Origin of the sequence: Deinococcus budaensis, assembly GCF_014201885.1 — a bacterium.
Lineage (GTDB): Bacteria > Deinococcota > Deinococci > Deinococcales > Deinococcaceae > Deinococcus > Deinococcus budaensis.
The window spans coordinates 485,683-506,125 of sequence record NZ_JACHFN010000001.1 but is presented as its reverse complement, the minus strand read 5'-3'; the positions used below and the strand labels follow the sequence as shown (position 1 = coordinate 506,125).

General features: G+C 70.0%; 17 protein-coding genes. 10 read left to right on the top strand and 7 right to left on the bottom strand.

All coding sequences use genetic code 11. The annotated features are described in order from the left end of the window. Positions 1-125: 125 nt before the first annotated feature. Entirely contained in the window at positions 126-929 is an 804-nt protein-coding gene (locus HNQ09_RS02415) for an aminoglycoside phosphotransferase family protein (RefSeq protein WP_184024893.1), read from the bottom strand. Positions 930-1,000: 71 nt separating this feature from the next. Between HNQ09_RS02415 and HNQ09_RS02410 the strand changes: the two genes are divergently transcribed. The 4 genes from HNQ09_RS02410 (at position 1,001) to HNQ09_RS02395 (ending at position 3,815) form a co-directional block, all read left to right on the top strand. After that, entirely contained in the window at positions 1,001-1,810 is an 810-nt protein-coding gene (locus HNQ09_RS02410; RefSeq protein ID WP_184024891.1) for an undecaprenyl-diphosphate phosphatase, read from the top strand. A gap of 38 nt (positions 1,811-1,848) precedes the next feature. Beyond that, complete coding sequence (locus tag HNQ09_RS02405; protein ID WP_184024889.1) at positions 1,849-2,865, top strand: heme-dependent oxidative N-demethylase subunit alpha family protein; 1,017 nt, start codon at positions 1,849-1,851, stop codon at positions 2,863-2,865. 75 nt (positions 2,866-2,940) lie between these two features. Then, positions 2,941-3,420 (top strand): guanyl-specific ribonuclease, encoded by a 480-nt coding sequence (locus HNQ09_RS02400; protein WP_343057583.1) that lies wholly within the window; start codon positions 2,941-2,943, stop codon positions 3,418-3,420. Next, positions 3,417-3,815, top strand: coding sequence for a barstar family protein (locus HNQ09_RS02395; RefSeq protein ID WP_184024888.1), 399 nt, complete (start codon positions 3,417-3,419; stop codon positions 3,813-3,815). Before HNQ09_RS02400 ends, HNQ09_RS02395 begins: the two co-directional genes overlap by 4 nt. Positions 3,816-3,856: 41 nt before the next feature. Here the strand turns inward: HNQ09_RS02395 and HNQ09_RS02390 are convergent, their stop codons facing one another. Next, positions 3,857-4,597: a class I SAM-dependent methyltransferase gene (locus tag HNQ09_RS02390; RefSeq protein ID WP_184024886.1), complete on the bottom strand. Its 741-nt coding sequence runs from the start codon at positions 4,595-4,597 to the stop codon at positions 3,857-3,859. Positions 4,598-4,773: 176 nt separating this feature from the next. Between HNQ09_RS02390 and tsaD the strand changes: the two genes are divergently transcribed. Both tsaD and secA read left to right on the top strand, forming a co-directional pair. Further along, positions 4,774-5,784, top strand: a complete 1,011-nt coding sequence (tsaD, locus tag HNQ09_RS02385) for a tRNA (adenosine(37)-N6)-threonylcarbamoyltransferase complex transferase subunit TsaD (protein ID WP_184024883.1) — start codon at positions 4,774-4,776, stop codon at positions 5,782-5,784. Between the two features lie 82 nt (positions 5,785-5,866). After that, positions 5,867-8,476 (top strand): preprotein translocase subunit SecA, encoded by a 2,610-nt coding sequence (secA, locus tag HNQ09_RS02380; RefSeq protein WP_184024881.1) that lies wholly within the window; start codon positions 5,867-5,869, stop codon positions 8,474-8,476. A gap of 96 nt (positions 8,477-8,572) precedes the next feature. On the opposite strand, the gene HNQ09_RS02375 is transcribed toward secA, so the two are convergent. Next, positions 8,573-9,652, bottom strand: coding sequence for a GGDEF domain-containing protein (locus HNQ09_RS02375; RefSeq protein WP_184024879.1), 1,080 nt, complete (start codon positions 9,650-9,652; stop codon positions 8,573-8,575). A 205-nt stretch (positions 9,653-9,857) separates the two neighbouring features. On the opposite strand from HNQ09_RS02375, the gene HNQ09_RS02370 reads away from it, so the two are divergent. The 3 genes from HNQ09_RS02370 to HNQ09_RS02360 all read left to right on the top strand — a co-directional run bounded on the left by HNQ09_RS02370 (position 9,858) and on the right by HNQ09_RS02360 (position 13,017). After that, positions 9,858-11,129: an ABC transporter ATP-binding protein gene (locus HNQ09_RS02370; protein WP_184024878.1), complete on the top strand. Its 1,272-nt coding sequence runs from the start codon at positions 9,858-9,860 to the stop codon at positions 11,127-11,129. 158 nt (positions 11,130-11,287) lie between these two features. Continuing rightward, positions 11,288-12,046 carry an ABC transporter substrate-binding protein gene (locus HNQ09_RS02365; protein WP_221269492.1) on the top strand — a complete coding sequence of 253 codons (759 nt, stop codon included), beginning with the start codon at positions 11,288-11,290 and terminating at the stop codon, positions 12,044-12,046. A 176-nt stretch (positions 12,047-12,222) separates the two neighbouring features. Then, entirely contained in the window at positions 12,223-13,017 is a 795-nt protein-coding gene (locus tag HNQ09_RS02360) for an amino acid ABC transporter permease (RefSeq protein WP_184024875.1), read from the top strand. A gap of 73 nt (positions 13,018-13,090) precedes the next feature. Here HNQ09_RS02360 and HNQ09_RS02355 read toward each other — a convergent pair whose 3' ends face one another. After that, positions 13,091-15,265: a TRAP transporter permease gene (locus HNQ09_RS02355; protein ID WP_184024873.1), complete on the bottom strand. Its 2,175-nt coding sequence runs from the start codon at positions 15,263-15,265 to the stop codon at positions 13,091-13,093. Positions 15,266-15,349: 84 nt separating this feature from the next. Then, on the bottom strand, positions 15,350-16,303 hold the full coding sequence (locus tag HNQ09_RS02350) for a TAXI family TRAP transporter solute-binding subunit (protein ID WP_184024870.1): 954 nt from the start codon (positions 16,301-16,303) through the stop codon (positions 15,350-15,352). 171 nt (positions 16,304-16,474) lie between these two features. Between HNQ09_RS02350 and HNQ09_RS02345 the strand changes: the two genes are divergently transcribed. Further along, positions 16,475-17,212: an amino acid ABC transporter ATP-binding protein gene (locus HNQ09_RS02345; protein ID WP_184024868.1), complete on the top strand. Its 738-nt coding sequence runs from the start codon at positions 16,475-16,477 to the stop codon at positions 17,210-17,212. A gap of 54 nt (positions 17,213-17,266) precedes the next feature. Here HNQ09_RS02345 and HNQ09_RS02340 read toward each other — a convergent pair whose 3' ends face one another. Both HNQ09_RS02340 and HNQ09_RS02335 read right to left on the bottom strand, forming a co-directional pair. Beyond that, the gene (locus HNQ09_RS02340; RefSeq protein WP_184024866.1) at positions 17,267-18,502 is read right to left on the bottom strand and encodes an MFS transporter; all 1,236 of its coding nucleotides are present in this window, start codon (positions 18,500-18,502) and stop codon (positions 17,267-17,269) included. A 246-nt stretch (positions 18,503-18,748) separates the two neighbouring features. Next, positions 18,749-20,404: a chloride channel protein gene (locus HNQ09_RS02335; RefSeq protein ID WP_184024863.1), complete on the bottom strand. Its 1,656-nt coding sequence runs from the start codon at positions 20,402-20,404 to the stop codon at positions 18,749-18,751. Between the last annotated feature and the right edge of the window lie 39 nt (positions 20,405-20,443).

The window sequence follows — 20,443 nt, the reverse complement described above, 5'->3', positions numbered from 1 at the left end:
GTGCCAGCCTTCCGTCCGTTGCGACGTTCTTGCGGCCAGGCCCACGCGCGACGTTCCAGCACGCGGGAGCAGGGGTCACGGGGGCACCCAAACGGGAATTGTAGCAGAAAGCTCGGCCCTCCGGTTCAGCGGCGCCCCTCCGCCGCCGCGAGGCGCGCGACTTCCAGCACCGGCGCGGCGAGGTCGCTCCGGCCGTCTTCCAGGTGCCACGCCGCCGAGAGACCCGCGTAGGCGAGCACCCATTCGAGGAGACGGTGCCGGTCGAGTCCCGCCGCCTGCGCGACCACCCACGACTGCCGCGCGAGCCGTCCGGGCCGGGAGGCGGTGGGCAGGTCGGGATTGCAGAAGATGTTGGCGTAGTCAAAGCCGCGCTCGCCCGTCAGCCCCTTGGGGTCGATGGCGAGCCAGCCGCGCTCCGGGCTGTGCAGGACGTTGGCGTGGTGCAGGTCGCCGTGCAGCGGGCGGGGGTCTTGCGGCGCGCTCAGCAGGTGCCGGGCGGTCGCGGCGCCGTCCACCAGAACGCCCCCGTACTGCCGTGAGGCGGGTTCCAGCGCGCGAAACCACCTCTCCAGCGGCACCAGCGCGGGCGCAGGCTCTGGGCGTGGGGCGTGCAGCCGCGCCGCCACCCGGCAAAGAATCCGCGAAGCCTCGTCGTCGTGCCCTCGCCGGACCAGTTCGGTCAGCGGGAGGCCGCCCCCGACCCGCTCCAGCAGCAGCGCGGGGCCGGCGTGCGCCAGGACCCGCGCCGCTCCGGCGCCGCTCCACCAGACCATCAGCCCGTGGCCGACCTCCTCCTCGTCGTTGCGGGCCACCTTCAGCATGGCGGCCTGACCCTGAGAACGCACCGGCAACAGGTCGCTGGTGGGGGTGTGGACCGGCTCGCCGTCCGGGAGGAGGTCCCAGCGGGTCAGATACGGCTCGAAGGGCACAGCCCTATTGTTCCTCCTCCACCTTTGGCATGACCCGCGCCCGCAGCCGGGGTGCTAGCCTCCCCCGGACCATGGACTGGATTTACGCCATCATTTACGGAATCGTCGAGGGTATTACCGAATTTCTGCCGATCAGCTCGACCGGGCACCTGATCCTCACCGGCAACCTGATGGGCGTGCCCTGGCCCAAGGAGGTCAAGGACGCCTTCGAGGTGGTGATTCAGGGCGGCGCGATTCTCAGCGTGCTGGTGTACTACTGGCGCGACTTCCTGAAAATCCGGCACATCGGCAGCGACCGCAGCCAGCAGACGCTCTGGACCGGCGTGCTGGTGGCGACCCTTCCGGCGGTCGTGCTGGGCCTGCTGTTCGGGGACCTGATTCAGGAAAGGCTGTTCAACCCTACCGTGGTCGCCTGGGCTTTGATCGTGGGCGGCGTGCTGATGTGGCTGATCGAGAGCCGCCGCGCGCAGCCGGACGTGCATTCCATCGAGGAGATCGGCGTCCGCAAGTCGCTGATGATCGGGGCGCTGCAATGCCTGGCGCTGCTGTGGCCGGGCTTTTCCCGCTCCGCAAGTTCGATTCTGGGCGGGATGGTCCTGGGCCTCGACCGCCCGACGGCCACCAAGTTCAGCTTCTACCTCGGCGTGCCCACCCTGGGCGGCGCGGCGCTGCTCAACCTGATTCAAGGCCGCGAGGTGATTTTCGGGGAGATCGGCCTGCTCAACGTGGTGCTGGGCGCGGCGACCTCCTTCGTGGTGGCGTACCTCGCCATCGGCTGGCTCTTGAAGTTCGTCTCCACCAACAATTTCAAGGGGTTCGCGGTGTACCGGGTGATCGTGGGCGCCGTGATTCTGCTGCTGGTGGGGGCCGGGCGGCTGTAGCCCCGCAGGCACCCCGCCGCCTCTGCCACACTGTCCCTGTGTTCACCCGCCCGCCGACCGTGTACCGCCCCTTTTTGAACGGGGTGTACAGCGTGTCGGCGGGCCTGTTTCGGCTGGGCGTCCAGCCGCTGCCGTGGAGGGAAGACGGCCAGCCGGAAGCGCATACCTTTGCCCTCGACCGCGACTACGGGCGTTTTGTGGCGAGCAAGGCCGCCGCCTGGCGCCGCGCGCGGCACGAGTACGCGGGTGAGGCGGGCCTGACGCCTGCGCTGCGGGAGGCGGCGCTGGATTTTCTCGCCCGGACGCTGGCCGCCGAGAGCGGCGGCGTGATGGGCTGGGACGGGCGGCGCTTCAGCAACCGTGCCCTGGGCTGGGCAGCCGACCTCGGCCTGCGCTGGGGCAACGTGGAGAGACTGGAGCGTTTCACGGCCCCGCACGCCGACCTGATCGGGGACGTGACGCCCCTGAACGCGCTGGACTTTCTGGGCCTCAACGTCCCCGAGGACCTCGCCTTGATCGCCCGCGACCCCGCCCGAGCAGGGGAGGGCGGCGGGCGCGACTGGCTGGCCGCCGCGCACGTCCTCTCGCCGCAGCACTGGGACCCGCGCGACAAGCTGGGGCGCGACTTCGCGGCCGTCCACGCGCCGGTCGCGGGCGGCGGCCTTCTGAGTGCCACCGCCCCCCGGCTGGTGGAGGCCGTGATCGCGCGCGGGCCGTTCGTGCGCTTTGCCTGGGGCGTCAGCATGGGAGACCGGCTGGACCACCACCCGGCCGCCCCGCCAGACACCGACCGCGCGCCCGCCACCCGCTTTGACCCCGGCGCCGCCTTCCTGCGGGTCGAGCGCCAGACGCTGACCGGGTTCCCGGAGGCGCAGGGGGCGCTTTTCACCATCCGGCCCTACACCTACCCGCTGCGGGAAGCGGTCGCCCGGCCCGGGGACGCCCGCGCCCTGGCCGCCGCCCTGCGGACGATGACGCCCGAGCAGGTGAGCTACAAGGGCCTGACGCCGCTACTCGCGGACCTGCTGCGCTGGCTGGACGGGCAGGCGGGCTGAGGAGGGCCGGTCCCGGGGCCAGCCCCAGCAATCGCTAAAGGAGTGCCCTGCCCGCCGCGTCCTAGACTTCTGGGCGTGAGCCTGCGCCACCCCTTTTCCCGCCTGTGGCCGCTGCTGCTGGCCGCCGGACTGTCGGCGGGGCTGGCCGCCTGCGACCTGCCCGAAACGGAGACGCAGGTCGGCCCGGCGTCTGTCCAGGCCCCGGCACCCCGCCCCACCCGGGGACCCGCCGCCCCCACCCGGGAGGAACGCGATCCCCAAAGCGGCCTGCGCTGGATCGGGGCGAGCGACCTTCCGCGCGAGGGGCGGCGCACCCTGGCGCTGATCCGCGCAGGCGGCCCTTTCCCGTACCGCAAGGACGGCAGCTCCTTCGGCAACCGCGAGCGCCTGCTGCCCCCGCGTCCGGGCGGCGGCTACCGCGAGTACACCGTCCCCACGCCCGGCGAGGACGACCGGGGCGCGCGGCGGATCGTCTGCGCGGCCCTCACGCCGCCGGACGCCGAGTGCTACTACACCGCCGACCATTACGCCTCCTTTCGCCGGATCGCCCCGTGATCAACGTCTTTCAGCAGCCCCCGCAGGGCATCCAGACCGCTCCGCACGAGCCGCGCATCCTGGCGGCGGGTCACCAGGTCGCGGTGCGCGAGGTCGATCTGGAGGGCGTGGCCGACAAGGAGGGGCTGATGCTGGCCTTTTTGCGCGGCCTGGGGCTGACCGACCACTTCGGGCGCAACTGGGACGCCCTGTACGACGTGCTGACCGACCCCGACGCGCGCCCGGTGCGCTTCGCGCTGGTGCTGCGCGACTACGGGCATTTTCAGGCCCGCCACAAGCAGCTGGGGCCGCAGCTTCAGCAAGTTCTCCTCGGCGCCCAGGCCGAGGCCGCCGCCCGGGGCCGCTCGCTGTGGCTGCTGGCCGAGGAACCCGACCACGACACGCGGCACTGGTAGAGGGGATCAGGCCCAAGCTCCCCAGTCAGCAGCCCCCCCAGTCAGCCTCTTTGCAGCACCGCCACGTCGCTCATGCACTCGCCCAGCGAAACCTGTGGCTGGTAGACGCCCGCCTGCGTGTGGTAGGCGCCGCCTGCCCACACGTCCGCCAGCGTCAGGCCCGTGCCCGGCAGCAACAGGCGCAGGTCGGCGGGACTGGAGCAGCGCAGCGACTGGGTCAGCGCTGGCGCGGCCGTGGGGGCATAGGTGTCGAGCATCCGGCACCCGTCCGCGTCGAAACCGTAGGTCTGGGTGTAGCCCTCCGTGTGCCGGGTAAACCCCGCGTGCTGCGCCCAGTACCAGGGGGTGTACACCCCCACGTAAGCCGCCGCGCCCTCCGGGAGCCAGCGGGCCACGCGCGACAGCAAGAAGCGTTGGTCGGCGTCCTCCCCGATCCCGAAGCCGTCCCAGCAGCAGACGGTGCCGAAGGGACCGCCAGGGTCGGCGGTGTAGAAGTCCCCGGTCACCGTGCGCACGGCGGCGGCGACCCCGTGCCCAGCGGCGAGCCTGCGCGCGTGTTCGCCGCCCCGCCTGTACAGGTCGAGCGCCGTGACCGTGTGTCCGGCCAGGGCGGCGGCGGTGGCAAACTGCCCCCCGCCCGCGCCGAGTTCCAGCAGCGTGCCGGGCCGTCCCCGGTGGGCGGTGACCCGCGCGGCGAGGGCGGTGTGAAAGGGGTGGATGGGTTGGCTGTAGTAACCCGTCAGGCGGTCTTGCTGTTCGTAAAAGGTGTGGGACCAGTGCATGGGTCAGGCCTCCAGAGCTGAAAGGGCGTCCCCACGTCATGGGAGCACGTTGGGGTCAGGTCTGGAGGTTCAGCGCAGGCGCATGGGCAGGATTCTCCTTGGCGTGCCCTCACTCTACCGGGCACCGTGCTCCCGTGCGCCGTCCGTTCGGCTTCCCCCTGCTACACTCCCCCGCGATGAGCGCCCGGCCCGCCCCCACCTACCTGCTCGGCATCGACACCTCCTGCGACGATACCGGCGTGGGCATCGTGGAACGCGCCCCGGACGGGTCGGTGCGCGTGCTCGCCAACCGGGTGTGGTCCCAGACGGTCCACGCCCAGTACGGCGGCGTGATGCCCGAACTCGCCAGCCGCGAGCATGTCGAGCGCATCGACGCGGTGCTGGAAGGCGCGCTGGCGGAAGCCGGGCTGACGGTGCGGGACCTCGGCGCGGTCGCCGCCACCTCCGGCCCGGGGCTGGTCGGCGCGCTGCTGGTGGGGCTGATGTACGGCAAGGGGCTGGCGCAGGCGCTGGGGGTGCCCTTTTACGCGGCGCACCACCTGGAGGGCCACATCTTCGCGGCGGCGTCGGAGGCCGACCTGCGCCCGCCCTACCTCGCGCTGGTGGTGTCGGGCGGACACACCCACCTCTTCGACGTGCCGCAAGACGGCGAGTACGTGCTGGTCGGCGCCACCCGCGACGACGCGGCGGGCGAGGCCTTCGACAAGATCGCCCGGCTGGCGGGTCTGGGCTACCCCGGCGGCCCGGCCATCAGCGAGGCGGCCCGGCGCGGCGACCCGGACGCGGTGCCGTTCAAGGCGCCTTTGCAGGGCCAGAAAGGCTTCGACTTTTCCTTCAGTGGCCTGAAGACGGCGGCGCTGCTGGCGCACAGGGCCGGCGCCAGGCCCGAGGACCTCGCGGCAGGCTTCGAGCGGGCGGCGGTGCGTTTTCTGGTGGGGACGACCCTGCGGGCGGCGCAGGCGTGCGGGCGCGCGACGGTCGTGGTGTCGGGCGGCGTGGCGGCCAACCGGGCGCTGCGTGAAGCCTTTGCCCAGAGCGGCGTCCAGGCGGTCTTTCCCGGCTCCGGCCTCAACACCGACAACGGCGCGATGATCGCCCTGGCCGCCGCCGCTGCCCTGGGCGCCGGACGGCCCCCCAGCCCGCTCAGCGAGGGCGCGGTGGCCTACGCGCCGCTGGCCAACGCCTGAGCGTGCCTCACTCAACTTCCTTACGCCTGCCTCACTGACATCTGTGCGGGTGGGCGCGGCGGACGCGCTATACTCGCGTGTCATGTTCCGTGTCCTGAACAAAGTGTTCGATAACAACCAGCGCGACGTGGCGCGCATCGTGAAGACGATCGTGCAGCCCGTGAACGCGCTGGAAGAAGAGACGATGAAAGTCGAGAATCTCGCCGAGGCCTTTCAGGCGCTCAGAACGCGCGTGCAGGAGGGCGGCGAGTCGCTCGACGACGTGATCGTTCCGGCCTTTGCCCTGATCCGCGAAGCGGGCCGCCGCTCCATCGGCAAGCGGCACTACGACGTGCAGCTGATCGGCGGCGCGGCGCTGCACCAGGGCCGCATCGCGGAGATGCGCACCGGTGAGGGCAAGACCCTGGTCGCCACGCTGGCGCTGGCGCTGAACGCCCTGGAGGGCAAGGGCTGCCACCTCGTCACCGTGAACGACTACCTCGCCCGCGTGGGCATGGAGGAGATGGGGCTGCTGTACCGCACGCTGGGCCTCACCGTCGGCCTCGCCAGCCGTGACCTCCAGCCTGCCCAGAAGCAGGCCGCCTACGCCTGCGACATCACCTACGTGACCAACAGTGAGCTGGGCTTCGATTATCTGCGCGACAACATGGCCCAGAGCCGCGAGCAGCTGTCCCTGCGCGCCGAGACGCCGCTGCACTTTGCCATCGTGGACGAGGTGGACTCGATCCTGATCGACGAGGCCCGCACGCCGCTGATCATCTCGGGCGCCGCCGAAAAGGCCACCGACCTGTACTACGTGTACGCCAAGCTGATTCGCCGCCTGCAACGGGGCGAACCCGCCGAACCCGGCAAACGCGCCGAGCCAACCGGCGACTACACCATCGACGAGAAGGGCAAACAGGTCCACATCACGGAAGGCGGCATCGACAAGATCGAGCGCCTGCTCTCGATTCCCGACCTCTACAGCCCCGAGAACATGGACAAGGCGCACATGATCACCCAGGCCATCCGCGCCAAGGAGCTGTACCAGCGCGAGAAGGACTACATCGTGAATGCCGAGGGCGAGGTCGTCATCATCGACGAGTTCACCGGCCGCTCGATGCCGGGCCGCCGCTACGGCGAAGGGCTGCACCAGGCGATCGAGGCCAAAGAAGGCGTCAAGATCGAGAACGAGAACCAGACGCTCGCCACCATCACCTACCAGAACTTCTTCCGGCTGTACAACAAGTTCGCCGGGATGACGGGCACCGCCAAGACCGAGGAAAAGGAATTCCTCGACATCTATGGCTCGGACGTGCTGGTGATCCCCACCAACCGCCCGATCATCCGCAAGGATTCCGAGGACCTGGTCTACCGCACCCGCCTGGGCAAGTACGGCGCGGTCGTGCAGGAGGTCGCCGAGATGCACGCGACCGGGCGCCCGGTATTGATCGGCACCGCCAGCATCGACACCAGCGAGCAGCTCAGCGAACTGCTGAAGGCGGCGGGCATTCAGCACGCGGTCCTCAACGCCAAGTACGAGGCGCAGGAGGCCAGCATCGTCGCTCAGGCAGGCCGCTCGGGCACCGTCACCATCGCCACCAACATGGCCGGGCGCGGCACCGACATCATGCTGGGCGGCAACGCCGAATTCATCCTGGGCGAGGCGGTCGAGCAGAATTTCGGTGTCAGCCGCTTCGCCCCGGAAGCCGAGGCGTTTATCAAGGCGATCAGCCGCCAGGACCCGGAGGCCGAGCGGCTGGGGATGCTGATTCCCGGCATGGTGCCCGACTTTATCCGGCAGGCGCAGCAGCTTCAGGCCGACACGGTGGCCGACCACGCCCGCGTGCAGGAACTCGGCGGCCTGCACATCATCGGCACCGAGCGCCACGAGTCCCGGCGCATCGACAACCAGCTGCGCGGCCGCGCGGGCCGTCAGGGGGACCCCGGCAGCAGCCGCTTTTACGTCTCCTTCGAGGACGACCTGATGCGCCTCTTTGCCAACGACCGCGTGGTCGCCATGATGGACCGCCTGGGCATGGACGACACCCAGCCCATTGAGGCCAAGATGGTCACGGGCGCCATCGAAAAGGCGCAGGCGCGGGTCGAGGACCGCAACTTCGGCATCCGCAAGCAGCTGCTGGAGTTCGACAACGTGATGAGCAAGCAGCGCGACGAGATCTACGCCCAGCGCCGCGAGGTGCTGCTCGGCGCCGACGAGGACATCGAGGAGACCACCGAGGGCATGATCGCGGACTTCACCGAGATGCAGCTCGCCTACTACGCGCCCCTTGACCAGACGCCCGAAAGCTGGGACCTCGAAACCTTGCGGACGAATCTGGTGGACGCCGTGCCGCAGCTCGAAACCTACGATTTCGAGGCGATGCGCGGCATGACCCCCGACGCGGCGCACGCGCATCTGCTGGAAGCCGTGGCCGACTCCTTCGACGCCCGCAAGGAAGAACTCAGCCCCACCATGCTCAACAGCCTGTCGCGCTACGTGCTGCTTCAGGTCGTGGACCAGCACTGGAAAGAGCACCTGCACAGCATGGACGTGCTGCGCCAGGGCATCGGGCTGCGCGGCTACGGGCAGCGCGACCCCTTCACCGAGTACAAGTTCGAGGCCACGAACATGTTCAACGACATGATCGACAACCTCAAGGGCGAAGTGACCAAGTTCATCTTCCGGATGCAATTCGGCCAGGCGAGCTGAGCCTCGGTCGTCACAGGCGGGGGCGGTTGCCGTGAGGGTGACTGCCCCCTCTTCGTGGCCCGAGACGGCGCGGGCGCCCGGGCCAGAGCCTCCCCATCACATCACGGACAGCGGCCTTTCCTGCGGGGGCCTGCCGGGGACCGGGGGCGCTTCTCCGGCCAGAATGACCCGGTCGCGGCCCAGCGCCTTGGCCCGGTACAGCTCGGTGTCGGCCCGGTGCAGCAGGCCCGCGAGCGAGTCGGCGTGGCTCGCAAACGCCACGCCGAGGCTCGCTGTGATGGGAGGCAGCCCCTCGACCTGCGCGTCCCGGACGGCCCGCCACAGCCGCGTCGTGACGGCCCTGGCTTCGCCTTCGTCTCTGACCCGCGCCAGCACCAGAAACTCCTCGCCGCCCCAGCGCGCCACGTGATCGCCCGCCCGCACCTGCGCCCTCAGCACCGCGCCGACCTGCTGCAACACCTGATCGCCCTTGTCGTGCCCGTAGCGGTCGTTGACCTGTTTGAAGTGGTCCACATCCAGCATGATGACCGCGAAGTCCTGGCCCTGCGGCACCTCCGCGAAAGCCTGTTTCAGGCGGTCATACATGGCGCGGCGGTTGTCCAGGCCCGTCAGGGGGTCGGTCAGGGCCAGCTTCTGAAACAGCAGGGTCTGGGCACGCTTGGCGCTGACCTGCTGCCCGTAGATGGAGAGGTGCCCGATCAAAACACCGATCAGGCCCATCTCCGCGAGCAAGGTGAGGTCCTGACCGGCCTCGCGGGTGAGGGTGAGCGCGCCGAAGACGGCGTACACCGCCGCCGTGTACAGCATGGCCCAGCGGGGCGGCAGGATGCTGAATCCGGCGATAAACAGAAAGACGCCGGTAAAGTACAGGCGCGGCGCGGGCGCCGCCGGGGTCCCGAACGCCTGAACCACCTGCACGCCCACACTCAGCGTGGCCGCGACGAGCACCGCGTGGTCCACGGCGCTGAGGGATACCCGGGAGTAACGCAGCGTGGCCGCCGCCCCCAGGCACAGCAGGGCGCCCACCACCGGTTCCCAGACCACGCCGGGCGCGGGACCCAGGTGATCGACCACGGCCACCGCCACCTGAATCAGGCAGGCCAGGGCCGCCACGAGGCTGTAGATGTGGCGCCGCGCGGCGTCCGGATCTGCGAAGGGAAGCCGGGGCCGGGACATGGGCACCAGCCTAGAGGTCGGCGCCTGTCAGGTTTCTGTCGTGGGCGCCGTTGGACCCGCAGCCCAGCTTGGGGTAAAGTGGGGGCGTCCGCTCAGCGTCAGTGTTCACCCCAGGTTTCTCGTGCGTACCCCGGTCGCCCGGCTGTCTGCGGCTTGCAGACCCATTCGCGGGCGAGAGTAGGGGCGAAGGAGGCAGGCGAGCGTCATGGCAGAAGTCATTCTGGAGAACATCAACAAGCGCTACGGCACCAAGCACCACGCGGTCAAGGACTTCAACCTGCACATCGCCGACCGCGAGCTGATGGTCTTTGTCGGGCCATCGGGCTGCGGCAAGTCCACCACGCTGCGGATGATCGCGGGCCTGGAGGACATCAGCGACGGGGTGCTGCGCATCGGGGACCGCGTCGTGAACGACGTGCCGCCCAAGGACCGCGACATCGCGATGGTGTTTCAGAACTACGCGCTGTACCCGCACATGAACGTGTACGAGAACATGGCCTTTGGCCTGAAGCTGCGCAAGACGCCCAAGGCCGAGATCGACCAGCGCGTGCGCGACGCTGCCAAGATTCTCCAGATCGAGCACCTGCTGGGGCGCAAGCCCAAGGAGCTGTCAGGCGGCCAGCGTCAGCGCGTGGCGATGGGCCGCGCCATCGTGCGTGAGCCGTCCGTGTTCCTGGTGGACGAGCCGCTCTCCAACCTCGACGCCAAGCTGCGCGTCGAGATGCGCTCGCAGATTTCCCAGCTGCACCGCCGCCTGGGCGCGACCATCGTCTACGTGACCCACGACCAGGTCGAGGCGATGACGCTGGGCAACCGCATCGTGGTGATGCGCGACGGTTTGATCATGCAGGTGGACACGCCCATGAACCTCTACGACTTCCCGCAGAACAAGTTCGTGGCCGGGTTTATCGGCAGCCCCTCCATGAATTTCCTGACCGCGCGGGTACAGGGCGGCGAGTTCGTGGTGGGCGAGAGCCGGGTCGCCGCGATGGGCCGCCTGGCCCAGAGCCTGCGGGCCTACGAGGGCAAGGACGTGTTCCTGGGGATTCGCCCCGAGCATGTCGGCATGATCGGCCACGGTCAGACGGACATCCCGCACGGCAACAACGTCTTGCGCGGCAAGGTCGTGGTCGTGGAGCCGCTGGGCGCCCAGACCGACCTGATCATCGAGGTCAACGGAGAAAGCCTGACGGCCAAGCTCGAGGGCCAGGCCGCCATTGAACCCGGTGACAACATCGAGCTGCTGATCGACCAGACCCGCCTGCACGCCTTCGACAGCACGACCGAGGCCGCCATCGACCGCGGCACCCCCACCGGCACGCGCGGTCAGGCCGATACCCTGGGCCTGGGCTACGAATACCCGGCGTCTTCCGGAATGGCGGCTGCGGCGGCCAGCGTGCCCGCCGCCAGCATGTCGGCCAGCACCCCGCTGAGCAGCGGCCCCAGCACCGTCACGGTCGTCTCGGTCAAGGACTGAACGTTCCCCGCCTCGTGCGCCGCCTCCGCTGGGGGCGGCGCGCTCTCATGGGACTGGCCTTTTGCGAATCTTCATTCGGGCGCTAGAGTGACGTGTCACCCCATCTAACAGGCCAGCCCTACCCAGGGGCCACAGGCCCCATTCCCGGAGGAATCTGCATGATCAAACGAGCGCTGCTGTCCCTGACCGCCCTGTCCCTGCTCGCTGTCCCCGCGCAGGCCCGCACCTGGGCCGAGATCAAGCAGAGCGGCACTGTCCGCATCGCCACCGAGGGCGCTTTCCCGCCCTTCAACCTCCTGAAGGGCAAGCAGCTCACCGGCTTCGAGGTGGACCTCGCCAACCAGCTGGCCAAGCAGCTGGGTCTCAAGGTGCAGTGGGTGACCCAGCCTTTTGACAACCTCCTGATCGGCCTGAATCAGGACCGCTACGACTTCGTGATCGCCAGCCACGGCATCAACCCCGAGCGGGCCAAGGCGGTCGACTTTTCCAACCCGCACTACTGCACGGGCGGCGCGATCGTCGCCAAGCCCGGCGGCCCCCTGACGGCGGCGGCATTGAAAGGCAAGCGGGTGGCCGTGCAGGTCGGGACCACCTATCTGGAAAACGTCCGCAAGGTCCCCGGCGTGGGCGACGTGAAGACCTTTCCCAAGGACACCGACGCCCAGGCCGCGCTGATGGCGGGCCGGGTGGACGCCTGGGTGGGCGACAAGTTCACCGGGATCGACCTGGTCAAGGCGCAGCAGGGCAAGGTCAAACAGGGCGACCTGCTGTTCAACGAGCGCATCGCGATGGCCGTCAAAAAGGGCAACAGCAGCCTGCTCAAAGAACTCAACGCCGCGCTCGCCAAGGCGCAGCAGAACGGCAGCTACGCCAAGCTCAGCCAGCAGTATTTCGGGCAGGACGTGCGCTGCAAGTAAGGCCGCCAGTGGGCGGGGTGGGCGGGGACGGGACCTGACTTTAGGGTCCCTTCCCGCCCCGCCTTTTTGCCGTCTGAGCGCGGGCGGCGGTGCGCGGCGGGAGGTTATCTGTGGCATCATCTCGCCATGCAAAACCCACGTGACGCACAGTTCAGGCTCCTTGCGCAGGCCGGGGCATGACCGCTCCAGGACCGGCGCCGCGTCAGACGCCGCTGGGCGGCCTCGCGCTGCTGGGGTGGCTGGGGGCCGCCGCCGCCGCCTTCGTCCTGCTGTTTTTTCTGATCACCGCCGTGCTGCGGCAGATGCCCGACCCCATCGGCCCCCGCGCCGACCTCTTCGTCGAGGGCGCCCGCATGACCCTGCAACTCACGCTGGTCAGCGGCGTGATCGGGCTGCTGATCGGCATTGTCGCGGGCATCATGAAAACGAGCGGCATGTGGTTGGTCCGGGCGCCCGCCAGCTTCCTGATCTGGCTGATTCGCGGCACGCCGCTGCTGGTGCAGATCCTGTTCGTGTACAACGCCCTGCCGCCCATTCTGGAAAGCGTCGGCCTGAACGTGGAACTCAACGAGTTCTGGTCGGCGGTGGTCGCGCTTTCCCTCAACGTCGGTGCCTACAACGCCGAGGTCATTCGCGCCGGGATTCTGGCCATTCCGCGCGGGCAGGGCGAGGCGGCGCGCAGCCTGGGCCTCAGCGGCGGCCAGACCATGCAGACGGTGGTGCTGCCCCAGGCGCTGCGGATCGTGGTGCCCCCGCTGGTCAACAACCTCGTGGCGCTGCTCAAGGACTCGTCGCTGGCGTCCTCCATCGCCCTGCTGGAACTCACGCTGGCCGGGTCGCGCGTCTCCAGCGAGACGTTCCAGCCTATCCCGGTGCTGACCACCGTCGCCTGCGTCTACCTGGCGCTGACCACCGTGATGACGCTGTTCACCGATCAGCTGGAAAGGCGGGTGAAGATCGCCACCCGGTAGCGCTCCGCCTCCAACAAGAAGCCCCCAGCACGGTTCCGGCTGGGGGCTTCTTGCCCGCGAAAAGATGGCTGCGCTAGGCCGCCGCAGGCCGCAGCGGCGGCTCATTGCGGCTCCCCGCCTTTTGCCAGAAGTACACCAGCGCCAGCAACGCCAGCGCGGCGGCGTTCCAGACCAGGGCGGTGGGGATAATCAGGATCAGGGACGCGGCCAGCAGCAGCAGGGTTTGCAGCCCACTCGTGCGGCGGTGCAAGAAGCGCAGGGTCGCGGCGCTAAAGGCCACCAGGCCGATAAAGGCGAAGAAGATCATCGGGATCGCCTCGGTCCAGGGGAGGCCGCCCAGACGGCCGTTCGCGATCAGCAGCAGCGACGGGTTGAAAAACATCATGTACGCCAGCAGCGCCGTTCGCAGTTCGTACTGAAAGGCCTGCACGCCGGTCTGGACCGGATTGCCCCCCGAGATCGCGGCGGCGGCGAAGGCGGCCAGCGCGACCGGCGGCGTCGAGTCGGCCATGATGCCGAAGTAGAAGACGAACATGTGGACCGGGAGCATCTGCGCCGGGTTGGCCGTGTCCAGCCCCGCGATCCGGGCGATGATGGGCACGATCAATGCGCTCATCAGGATGTAGTTGGCGGTGGTGGGCAGGCCCATGCCCAGAATCAGGGCGATCAGCTGCGCCATCAGCAGCACGACCAGCATCGCGCCGAAGGTGGCGACCCCGGCCGCGTTCACGCCCGGAATCAGGCCCGCCAGGGCGGCGAACAGCCCCCGGAACGTCTCGCTGACCAGTTGCACGATGTCGGCCAGCCCGAAGCCCAGTCCGGTGATGGTCACGATCCCCACGATGATTCCGGCGGCGGCGGTGGCGATGGCGATGCCGATCATGGAGCGCGCGCCCGCCTCGAACGCCTGCACGAGCATCCGCCCGGCGTCCAGCAGGCCGCGTCCCAGGCCGCGCGTGTCCCGGCTGGCCCGCCAGCCCTCCTGCACGAACATCATGCCGATCATCAGGAAGATGGTGTTCAGGGCGACCCGCTCGGGCGTGGCCTCGGGGTTGATGGTCAGGGTGCCGATCAGGTAGCCCAGCGGCAACAGGTAGTACCAGCCCGAGCGCATCGTGCGGCGCACCGAGGGCAACTCCTCGCGCGGCAGTCCGCGCAGCCCGAGCTTGAGCGCCTCGATGTGCGTGACGACCAGCAGCGCCCCGTAGCACAAGAAGGCGGGAATCGCGGCCGCCAGGATCAGCGAGCGGTACTCGATGTTGAGGTTCTGCGCCATGATAAAGGCTGCCGCGCCCATCACCGGGGGCATCAGCTGGCCGTTGGAACTGCTCGCCACCTCGATGGCCCCGGCCTTTTCGGCGGAATACCCGACCCGCTTCATGGTGCCGATGGTGATGTTGCCGCCGGTCACGACGTTGCTGACCGACGAGCCGCTGATGATGCCGTTCAGGGCGCTCGACAGCACGCTGGCCTTGGCCGGGCCACCCCGGAAGCCCCCCAGCAGCCCCTGCGCCACGTTCATGAACCACTCGCCCGCACCCAGCTTGTCGAAGATCGCGCCGAACAACACGAACAGGAAGACGATCTGCGCGCTGACCCCGATGGCGGTCCCGAAGATGCCCTCGGTGTTGGCAAAGAGCTGCCCCACGACCTGCGGCCAGGTCTGCCCGGCGTGCAGCTGAAGCTGCGGCCCCAGGTCGCCCCGGATCAATCCGCGCGGCCCGGTCAGCGCGTAGAGCATAAAGACGCCGGCCACGATGGGCATGGCGATCCCGATGGTGCGCCACGCCGCGAGCAGCAGCAGCGCGATCATCGCTGTGCCCACCCACACGTCGGCCGGGGTCAGCACGCCGCCCTGCACGCTGGCGATGGTGGGGTACTGGACGATCAGGTAGATGGCCGTCCCCACCGCCGCCGCGCCCAGCAGCCAGTCGAACCACGGCACGCCGACTTGCGGCACCCCGATTTTCTTGCGAAAGGGAAAGACCAGGTAGGCCAGCGCGAAGGCAAAGGCCAGGTGGGTCGCGCGCAGCAGCAGCGTGTCGACCGTGCCGACCTGCGCCGCGTACATCTGAAACACGCACCAGGCCAGCGCCAGGGCCGTCACCAGCCACTTCTGGCCGCCGAACAGTTTGCGCCCGCCCGTCTCGGCAGCTTCCACGATTTCCAGCGCCCGGCGCTCGCCCTGGGTCATGCCGCCGTGGTCCAGCGCCGGATCGCTGGAGATGGGTCTGGTGGGATCGCTCATAGGTTCCTCATTCCTGTCTGAAGAAAGGAGGCCAGCCGCGTTTCCTGCTGCGGCTGGCCCCGGGGGTGGGCCACGGGGGGGGGCTTAGCGGACGTTCACGCCCTTTTCACGGAAGAACTTGACGGCGCCGGGGTGCAGCGGGGCAGGCAGGCCCTTGACGGCTTTTTCGTAGGTGAACGCGCCGAGGCTGGGGTGCAGCGCTTCGAGCGCGGCCTGGTTGCCCATGCTGGCCTTCATCGCCCGGTAGACGGTGTCCTCGCTGAGGGCGGTCGTGGTGACCAGGGTGGCCTGCACGGCGACGCTGGGGACGGTGGCGCCCACGCCCTTGTAGCTGCGCGCGGGGATGTTGAAGCGCACGTAGAAGGGGTACTTCTTCAGCAGGCTGGCCGCCTGGTTGCCGCCCACCGGCACGACCCGGACGTCCACCGTCTGCGCGATCTGGCTGATGGCGCTGGCGCCCACGCCGACCGTGTAAAACAGCGCGTCGGCGCGCTTGTCCTGCATCAGGCTGACGCCCTGGGCAGGCGAGACCCGCAGCGCCTGCCCGAGGTCGTCAAAGCCGAGGTTGTACGTTTCGAGCACCTGCCGGGCCGTCTGCTCGGTGCCGGACCCCAGGTCCCCGATCACGACGCGCTTGCCCCTCAGGTCCGCGATGGAGTTGATGCCCGAATCGCGCCGGGCGATCACGTGCAGCACCTCGGGATAGAGGACCGCCATCGTCCGCAGCTTGGTGTTGGCCTTGCCCTGGAACGCCTGGATGCCGGTGCCCTTGTAGGCGTAGTACACGATGTCGTTTTGCGCGACCGCCGCGTCGAGTTCACCGGTGGCGAGCGCGTTGACGTTAAAGACGCTGCCGCCGGTCGAGCGGGCGTTGGCGCGTACGCCCGCCCCCGCGTCGTTGATCAGCTTGGCCATGCCGGTGGCGACCGGAAAATACACACCCGTGGTGGCCCCCGAGCCGATGGTCAGGAAGGTGTTGCCCTGGGCAAGGGCGACGGCGGCGGTGCCCAGCAGCAGGGCCGTGGTGACTCGTTTCATAGGGGACTCCTTGTGGGGCCGCAGCGAACCAGGCCCCCTGAACAGGGTTGAGTGCCAGAAAGCTTACCACGCGCGGCCCCGGCGCCCTGGTGCGGGGAGGGCCCCGTGCTGGTCGGCGGGATCCCGGTCCCGGCGGGCCACGCGCGGGGCGGATGCTCTACACTTCGCCCCATGGCCGAGCCGATCATCGTGGCAAGTGACGTTCACAAGCACTTCGGGAGCTTCCACGCCCTGCGCGGAGTGAGCCTGACCGTGCAGCCCGGCGAGGTCGTGGTCGTGATCGGCCCCTCGGGCAGCGGCAAGAGCACCTTTATCCGCACCCTCAACGCGCTCGACCCCCACGACGGCGGCAGCGTGGTCGTGGACGGCATCCCGCTCCAGGGGGCGCGCAACCTCGACGCGGTGCGGCGCGAGGTCGGCATGGTCTTTCAAAGCTTCAATCTCTTTCCGCACCTCAGCGTGCTGGAAAACGTGACGCTGGCGCCCACCCGCGTGCGGCGCACGAACAAGGCCGAGGCGGAGCGCCGGGCGCTGGAACTGCTCAGGCGGGTCGGCATCGAGGAGCAGGCCCACAAGTTCCCGGCCCAGCTGTCGGGCGGGCAGCAGCAGCGCGTCGCCATCGCCCGCGCCCTGGCGATGGACCCCAAGGTGATGCTCTTCGACGAGCCGACCTCGGCCCTTGATCCCGAGATGATCAAGGAAGTGCTCGACGTGATGAAGGACCTCGCGCGCGGCGGCATGACCATGCTGGTCGTGACCCACGAGATGGGCTTTGCCCGCGAGGTGGCCGACCGCATCCTCTTTTTCGACCAGGGCCTGATCGTGGAGGACACCACGCCGGAGGCCTTTTACAACAACCCCCAGCACGAGCGGGCGCGGGTATTCCTGAGCAAGATTCTGGGGCACTGAGGGGAGCGCCCAGCCGACCAGCACCCAGTCGACCGGCACCCAGTCGACCGGCCCTCAGGCGTCCCGCCGCAGCCGCCCGCACTGCCACCACGCCGCCGCGAACAGCAGGGCGCTGAGGACGAACACCGCCCGGTATCCGGCGGCGTCGGCCAGCAGCCCGCCCGCGACCGGGGCGAAGAGGGCCGCGCCCACCAGCGTGTTCAGCGTGCCGATGTAGCGGCTGCGGGCATCCGGGGGCGCGATGTTGAGCAGATGGTTGGTGTGCCCCAGGTTGAAGCCCTGAAGCGCCACGCTCGACAGGATGAACACCCCCAGGTAGGCCAGGCTGCCGAGACCCAGCGTGCCCACGGTCAGGGCGACCAGCGGCGCCAGCCCCGCGCAGACGGTGGCGTAGCGCAGGATGCGCCTCGACCCCTTGCGCTCGGCCACCCGCTGCCAGACCAGGTTGGAAAAGGGGGCCGCGCCGGTCAGCGCCATCACGAAGACGCCTAGGGTGGCCGCCGGGTAGTTCAGGTCACGCAGGGCATAGACTGCGTAGAACGGCTCGGCCATGCTCGCTGCGGCCAGCAGCAGCCGCACAGTCAGGAAGGCGCGGAAGTGCCCGTCGGCCAGCGTCTGCGGAATCGCGCGGATCTCGTCGCGCAGATTTCCGGGCGCGAGCGGTTGGTCGGGCGGCTCGGTCACCCGGCCGAAGACCCCGTAGCCCAGCGTAAAGGCCACCGTCGCCAGCAGGAAGATCAGGGCGTAGTTCAGCGGGAAGGCCAGGTCCGACCCCAGGATGGCGCGCACCGCCAGCCCCGCCCCGAAGGCCAGCAGGCCGCCCCACAGGTTGCGGGTGCCGAAGTACCGGGCGCGGCGCTCAGGCGCGACCGTCTTGCTCACGACCTCCAAAAAGGGCAGCCCCGCCACCCCCGAGGCGAGCGCGTTCAGGACCATTGCCAGGATAAAGAGGGTCAGGCACAGCGCGGGGCGGTCGGCCAGGGTCGCGGCGATCAGGACCATCGCCAGGTACGTCAGCATCCGCACCAGCGCCGCCGAGCGGTAGGTCGGCAGCTTGTAGGGCAGCGAGCGCACCCGCGAGGCCACCAGCAGTTGCGGCAGCATCCACCCGCCCCCGGCGATGGCCGGCAGCAGCCCGATCACGAAATTGGGGGCGCCCAGCCGCGCCGCGAAGCCCGCCACGACCACCGAAACGCTGAAAAAGCCGTCGCCCAGAAACACCAGCCAGCCGTTGAGGATGCCGAGGCGTTCGTTGGGGGTCCAGTCGGGGCGGGTGCGGGCGGCAGTCACCCGCGCAGTATGGGCCGCTGCCGCCGGGAGGCGCGCCGCCGTCCCGACCGGGTGGACCCCGCTGCGTCTGGTGATGTGCCGGGAAGCGCTGGGTTCAGGTTCTCCCTCTCGCCTTCAATGCCCCCTGAACCGCGTGCCTTCCAGCCCTGACCCCCTCGCCTGGAACAGTCCTGTAGCGGCTCGCCTGCGCCCGGGGCAGGTGGCGGGGCTTCTCGCCCGCCCGGTTTCCGGCCCGGAGACGGAAGCTCAGGCTCCTGGCAACCGCAGCACGCCTTCGAGCGCGGCGTAGGCGTCGGGGCGGGCCAGAAAGACGAGTTCGTCGTCGGCGGTGAGGCGCAGCTGGGGCCGGGGCGCCTGCACGGCGCCGCCCCGCACCACGCCCACGACCTCCACGCCGGGGGGCAGCGACAGCACCGAGAGCCGCGCGCCCTGCCAGCCGCCCGGCACCGCCCGGCGGTACAGTTCCTGCTCGGAGGCCAGCGGTGCGGGGCCGTCTGCTGCGCCGCCGCCGCCCCCCGCCTCGGCGGGCGCGTGCAGGAGCGTGGCGGGCGTGGGTGCCGGGCGCCGGGGCACGAAACGCACGCCCTCGGGCAGCGGGGGCGGCCCGGCGTGGACCGGACTGGCGGCGCGCGAGCGGGCCTGGGCGGGCAGCAGGCCCGTCTCGCCGCTGAGGACGTGGGCCAGCCCCGCCGTGAGCAGGGCGGCGGGGAGCAGCGCGTCCCCGCTCCAGGCGACGGCGAGCAGCGCGGCGGCGATGGGCGCGTTGAGCGTCACGGTCAGAAAGGCGACCGCGCCGACCAGGGCGGCGGCGGCGGGGTCCACCCCCAGCGCCGTGCCCAGGCCGACGCCCAGCAACCCGCCCACCCCCACCGAGGGCAGCACGCCGCCCCCGAAGGCCAGGCGCGCTCCCAGCGCCAGCAGCAGCCAGCGCCACGCGCCGACCCCCAGCGCTTCCGGCCCCAGGAACCCCGACACGCCGAGTTGCGTCCAGCCGGAACCGTCGCCCAGCACCGCCGGGGTGCTCCAGACGGCCAGCGCCGCCGTCAGCAGCCCGAAGGCGCCGCCCGCGATCACCCGGTTGCGGCCCCCCGCTGTCCAGGCGTCCGGAATCACCCGGCAGGCCAGCAGCGCCCCCCAGGCGGCCAGCGTGACTCCCAGCGCCACCCCCAGCAGCGGCCCCAGCTGCGCCAGCGCCGGTCCCTGAAACGCCTCCACGCTCAGCAGCGGCGAGAAGCCGAACGCCAGGCCATACACCGCGTAGGCCGCGACCGAGGCGAGCACGCAGGGCATCAGCACCTCGAATTCGAACTCGAAGCGGCGGTACAGGACCTCGGTGACGAGCACAGCGGCGGCCAGCGGCGCGTGCAGCACGGCCCCCAGCGCCGCCGCCGCGCCCGCCAGCGTCAGGGTGCGCCGCTCGGCCGTGTCCAGCCGGGTCGCGCGCCCCAGCAGCCGGGCGCCCACTCCGCCCACCAGTGTGAAGGGCGAGTCGCGGCCCACCAGCAGCCCCGAGGCGTAGCCCAGTCCGGCGGCGAGCAGTGTCCGCCCCTGACTGACGGCGTCCGGCGCTGGCCCGCGCGCGTGGTAGCCGCGCACCAACTGGTTGAGGGGGTCGCCCTCGTCGCGCGGCACCAGCCAGGCGCAGGCGGCTCCCACCAGGGGCAGCGCCAGCAGCAGGCCCCAGGGCAGCCCCTGGCCGAACGCCATCAGCAGCCCGCCCTCGCCGGGGGTGCCGGGCGGCGCGTAGCCCGTGATCCAGGCTCCCACTTCCAGCAGCGCGTTCAATGTCAGCCGCAGCCCCACGCACAGGCCGCCCACCAGCACTCCCAGCAGCCCGCTGAGCACGACCAGGCGGCCCGTCTCCAGGCGGGTCAGGACGGCGCGGGGCAGGGGAGAACGCATCAGGCCGCATGGTAGTGCAAAGGAGCTTTCCCCCGTGAG

Excerpts from the sequence above, each read along its gene's own strand:
- HNQ09_RS02410 (WP_184024891.1), top strand. The coding sequence starts at position 1,001 with ATGGACTGGATTTACGCCATCATTTACGGAATCGTCGAGGGTATTACC.
- HNQ09_RS02390 (WP_184024886.1), bottom strand. The coding sequence starts at position 4,597 with ATGCACTGGTCCCACACCTTTTACGAACAGCAAGACCGCCTGACGGGT.
- tsaD (WP_184024883.1), top strand. The coding sequence starts at position 4,774 with ATGAGCGCCCGGCCCGCCCCCACCTACCTGCTCGGCATCGACACCTCC.
- secA (WP_184024881.1), top strand. The coding sequence starts at position 5,867 with ATGTTCCGTGTCCTGAACAAAGTGTTCGATAACAACCAGCGCGACGTG.
- HNQ09_RS02375 (WP_184024879.1), bottom strand. The coding sequence starts at position 9,652 with ATGTCCCGGCCCCGGCTTCCCTTCGCAGATCCGGACGCCGCGCGGCGC.
- HNQ09_RS02370 (WP_184024878.1), top strand. The coding sequence starts at position 9,858 with ATGGCAGAAGTCATTCTGGAGAACATCAACAAGCGCTACGGCACCAAG.
- HNQ09_RS02365 (WP_221269492.1), top strand. The coding sequence starts at position 11,288 with ATGATCAAACGAGCGCTGCTGTCCCTGACCGCCCTGTCCCTGCTCGCT.
- HNQ09_RS02360 (WP_184024875.1), top strand. The coding sequence starts at position 12,223 with ATGACCGCTCCAGGACCGGCGCCGCGTCAGACGCCGCTGGGCGGCCTC.
- HNQ09_RS02355 (WP_184024873.1), bottom strand. The coding sequence starts at position 15,265 with ATGAGCGATCCCACCAGACCCATCTCCAGCGATCCGGCGCTGGACCAC.
- HNQ09_RS02350 (WP_184024870.1), bottom strand. The coding sequence starts at position 16,303 with ATGAAACGAGTCACCACGGCCCTGCTGCTGGGCACCGCCGCCGTCGCC.
- HNQ09_RS02345 (WP_184024868.1), top strand. The coding sequence starts at position 16,475 with ATGGCCGAGCCGATCATCGTGGCAAGTGACGTTCACAAGCACTTCGGG.
- HNQ09_RS02335 (WP_184024863.1), bottom strand. The coding sequence starts at position 20,404 with ATGCGTTCTCCCCTGCCCCGCGCCGTCCTGACCCGCCTGGAGACGGGC.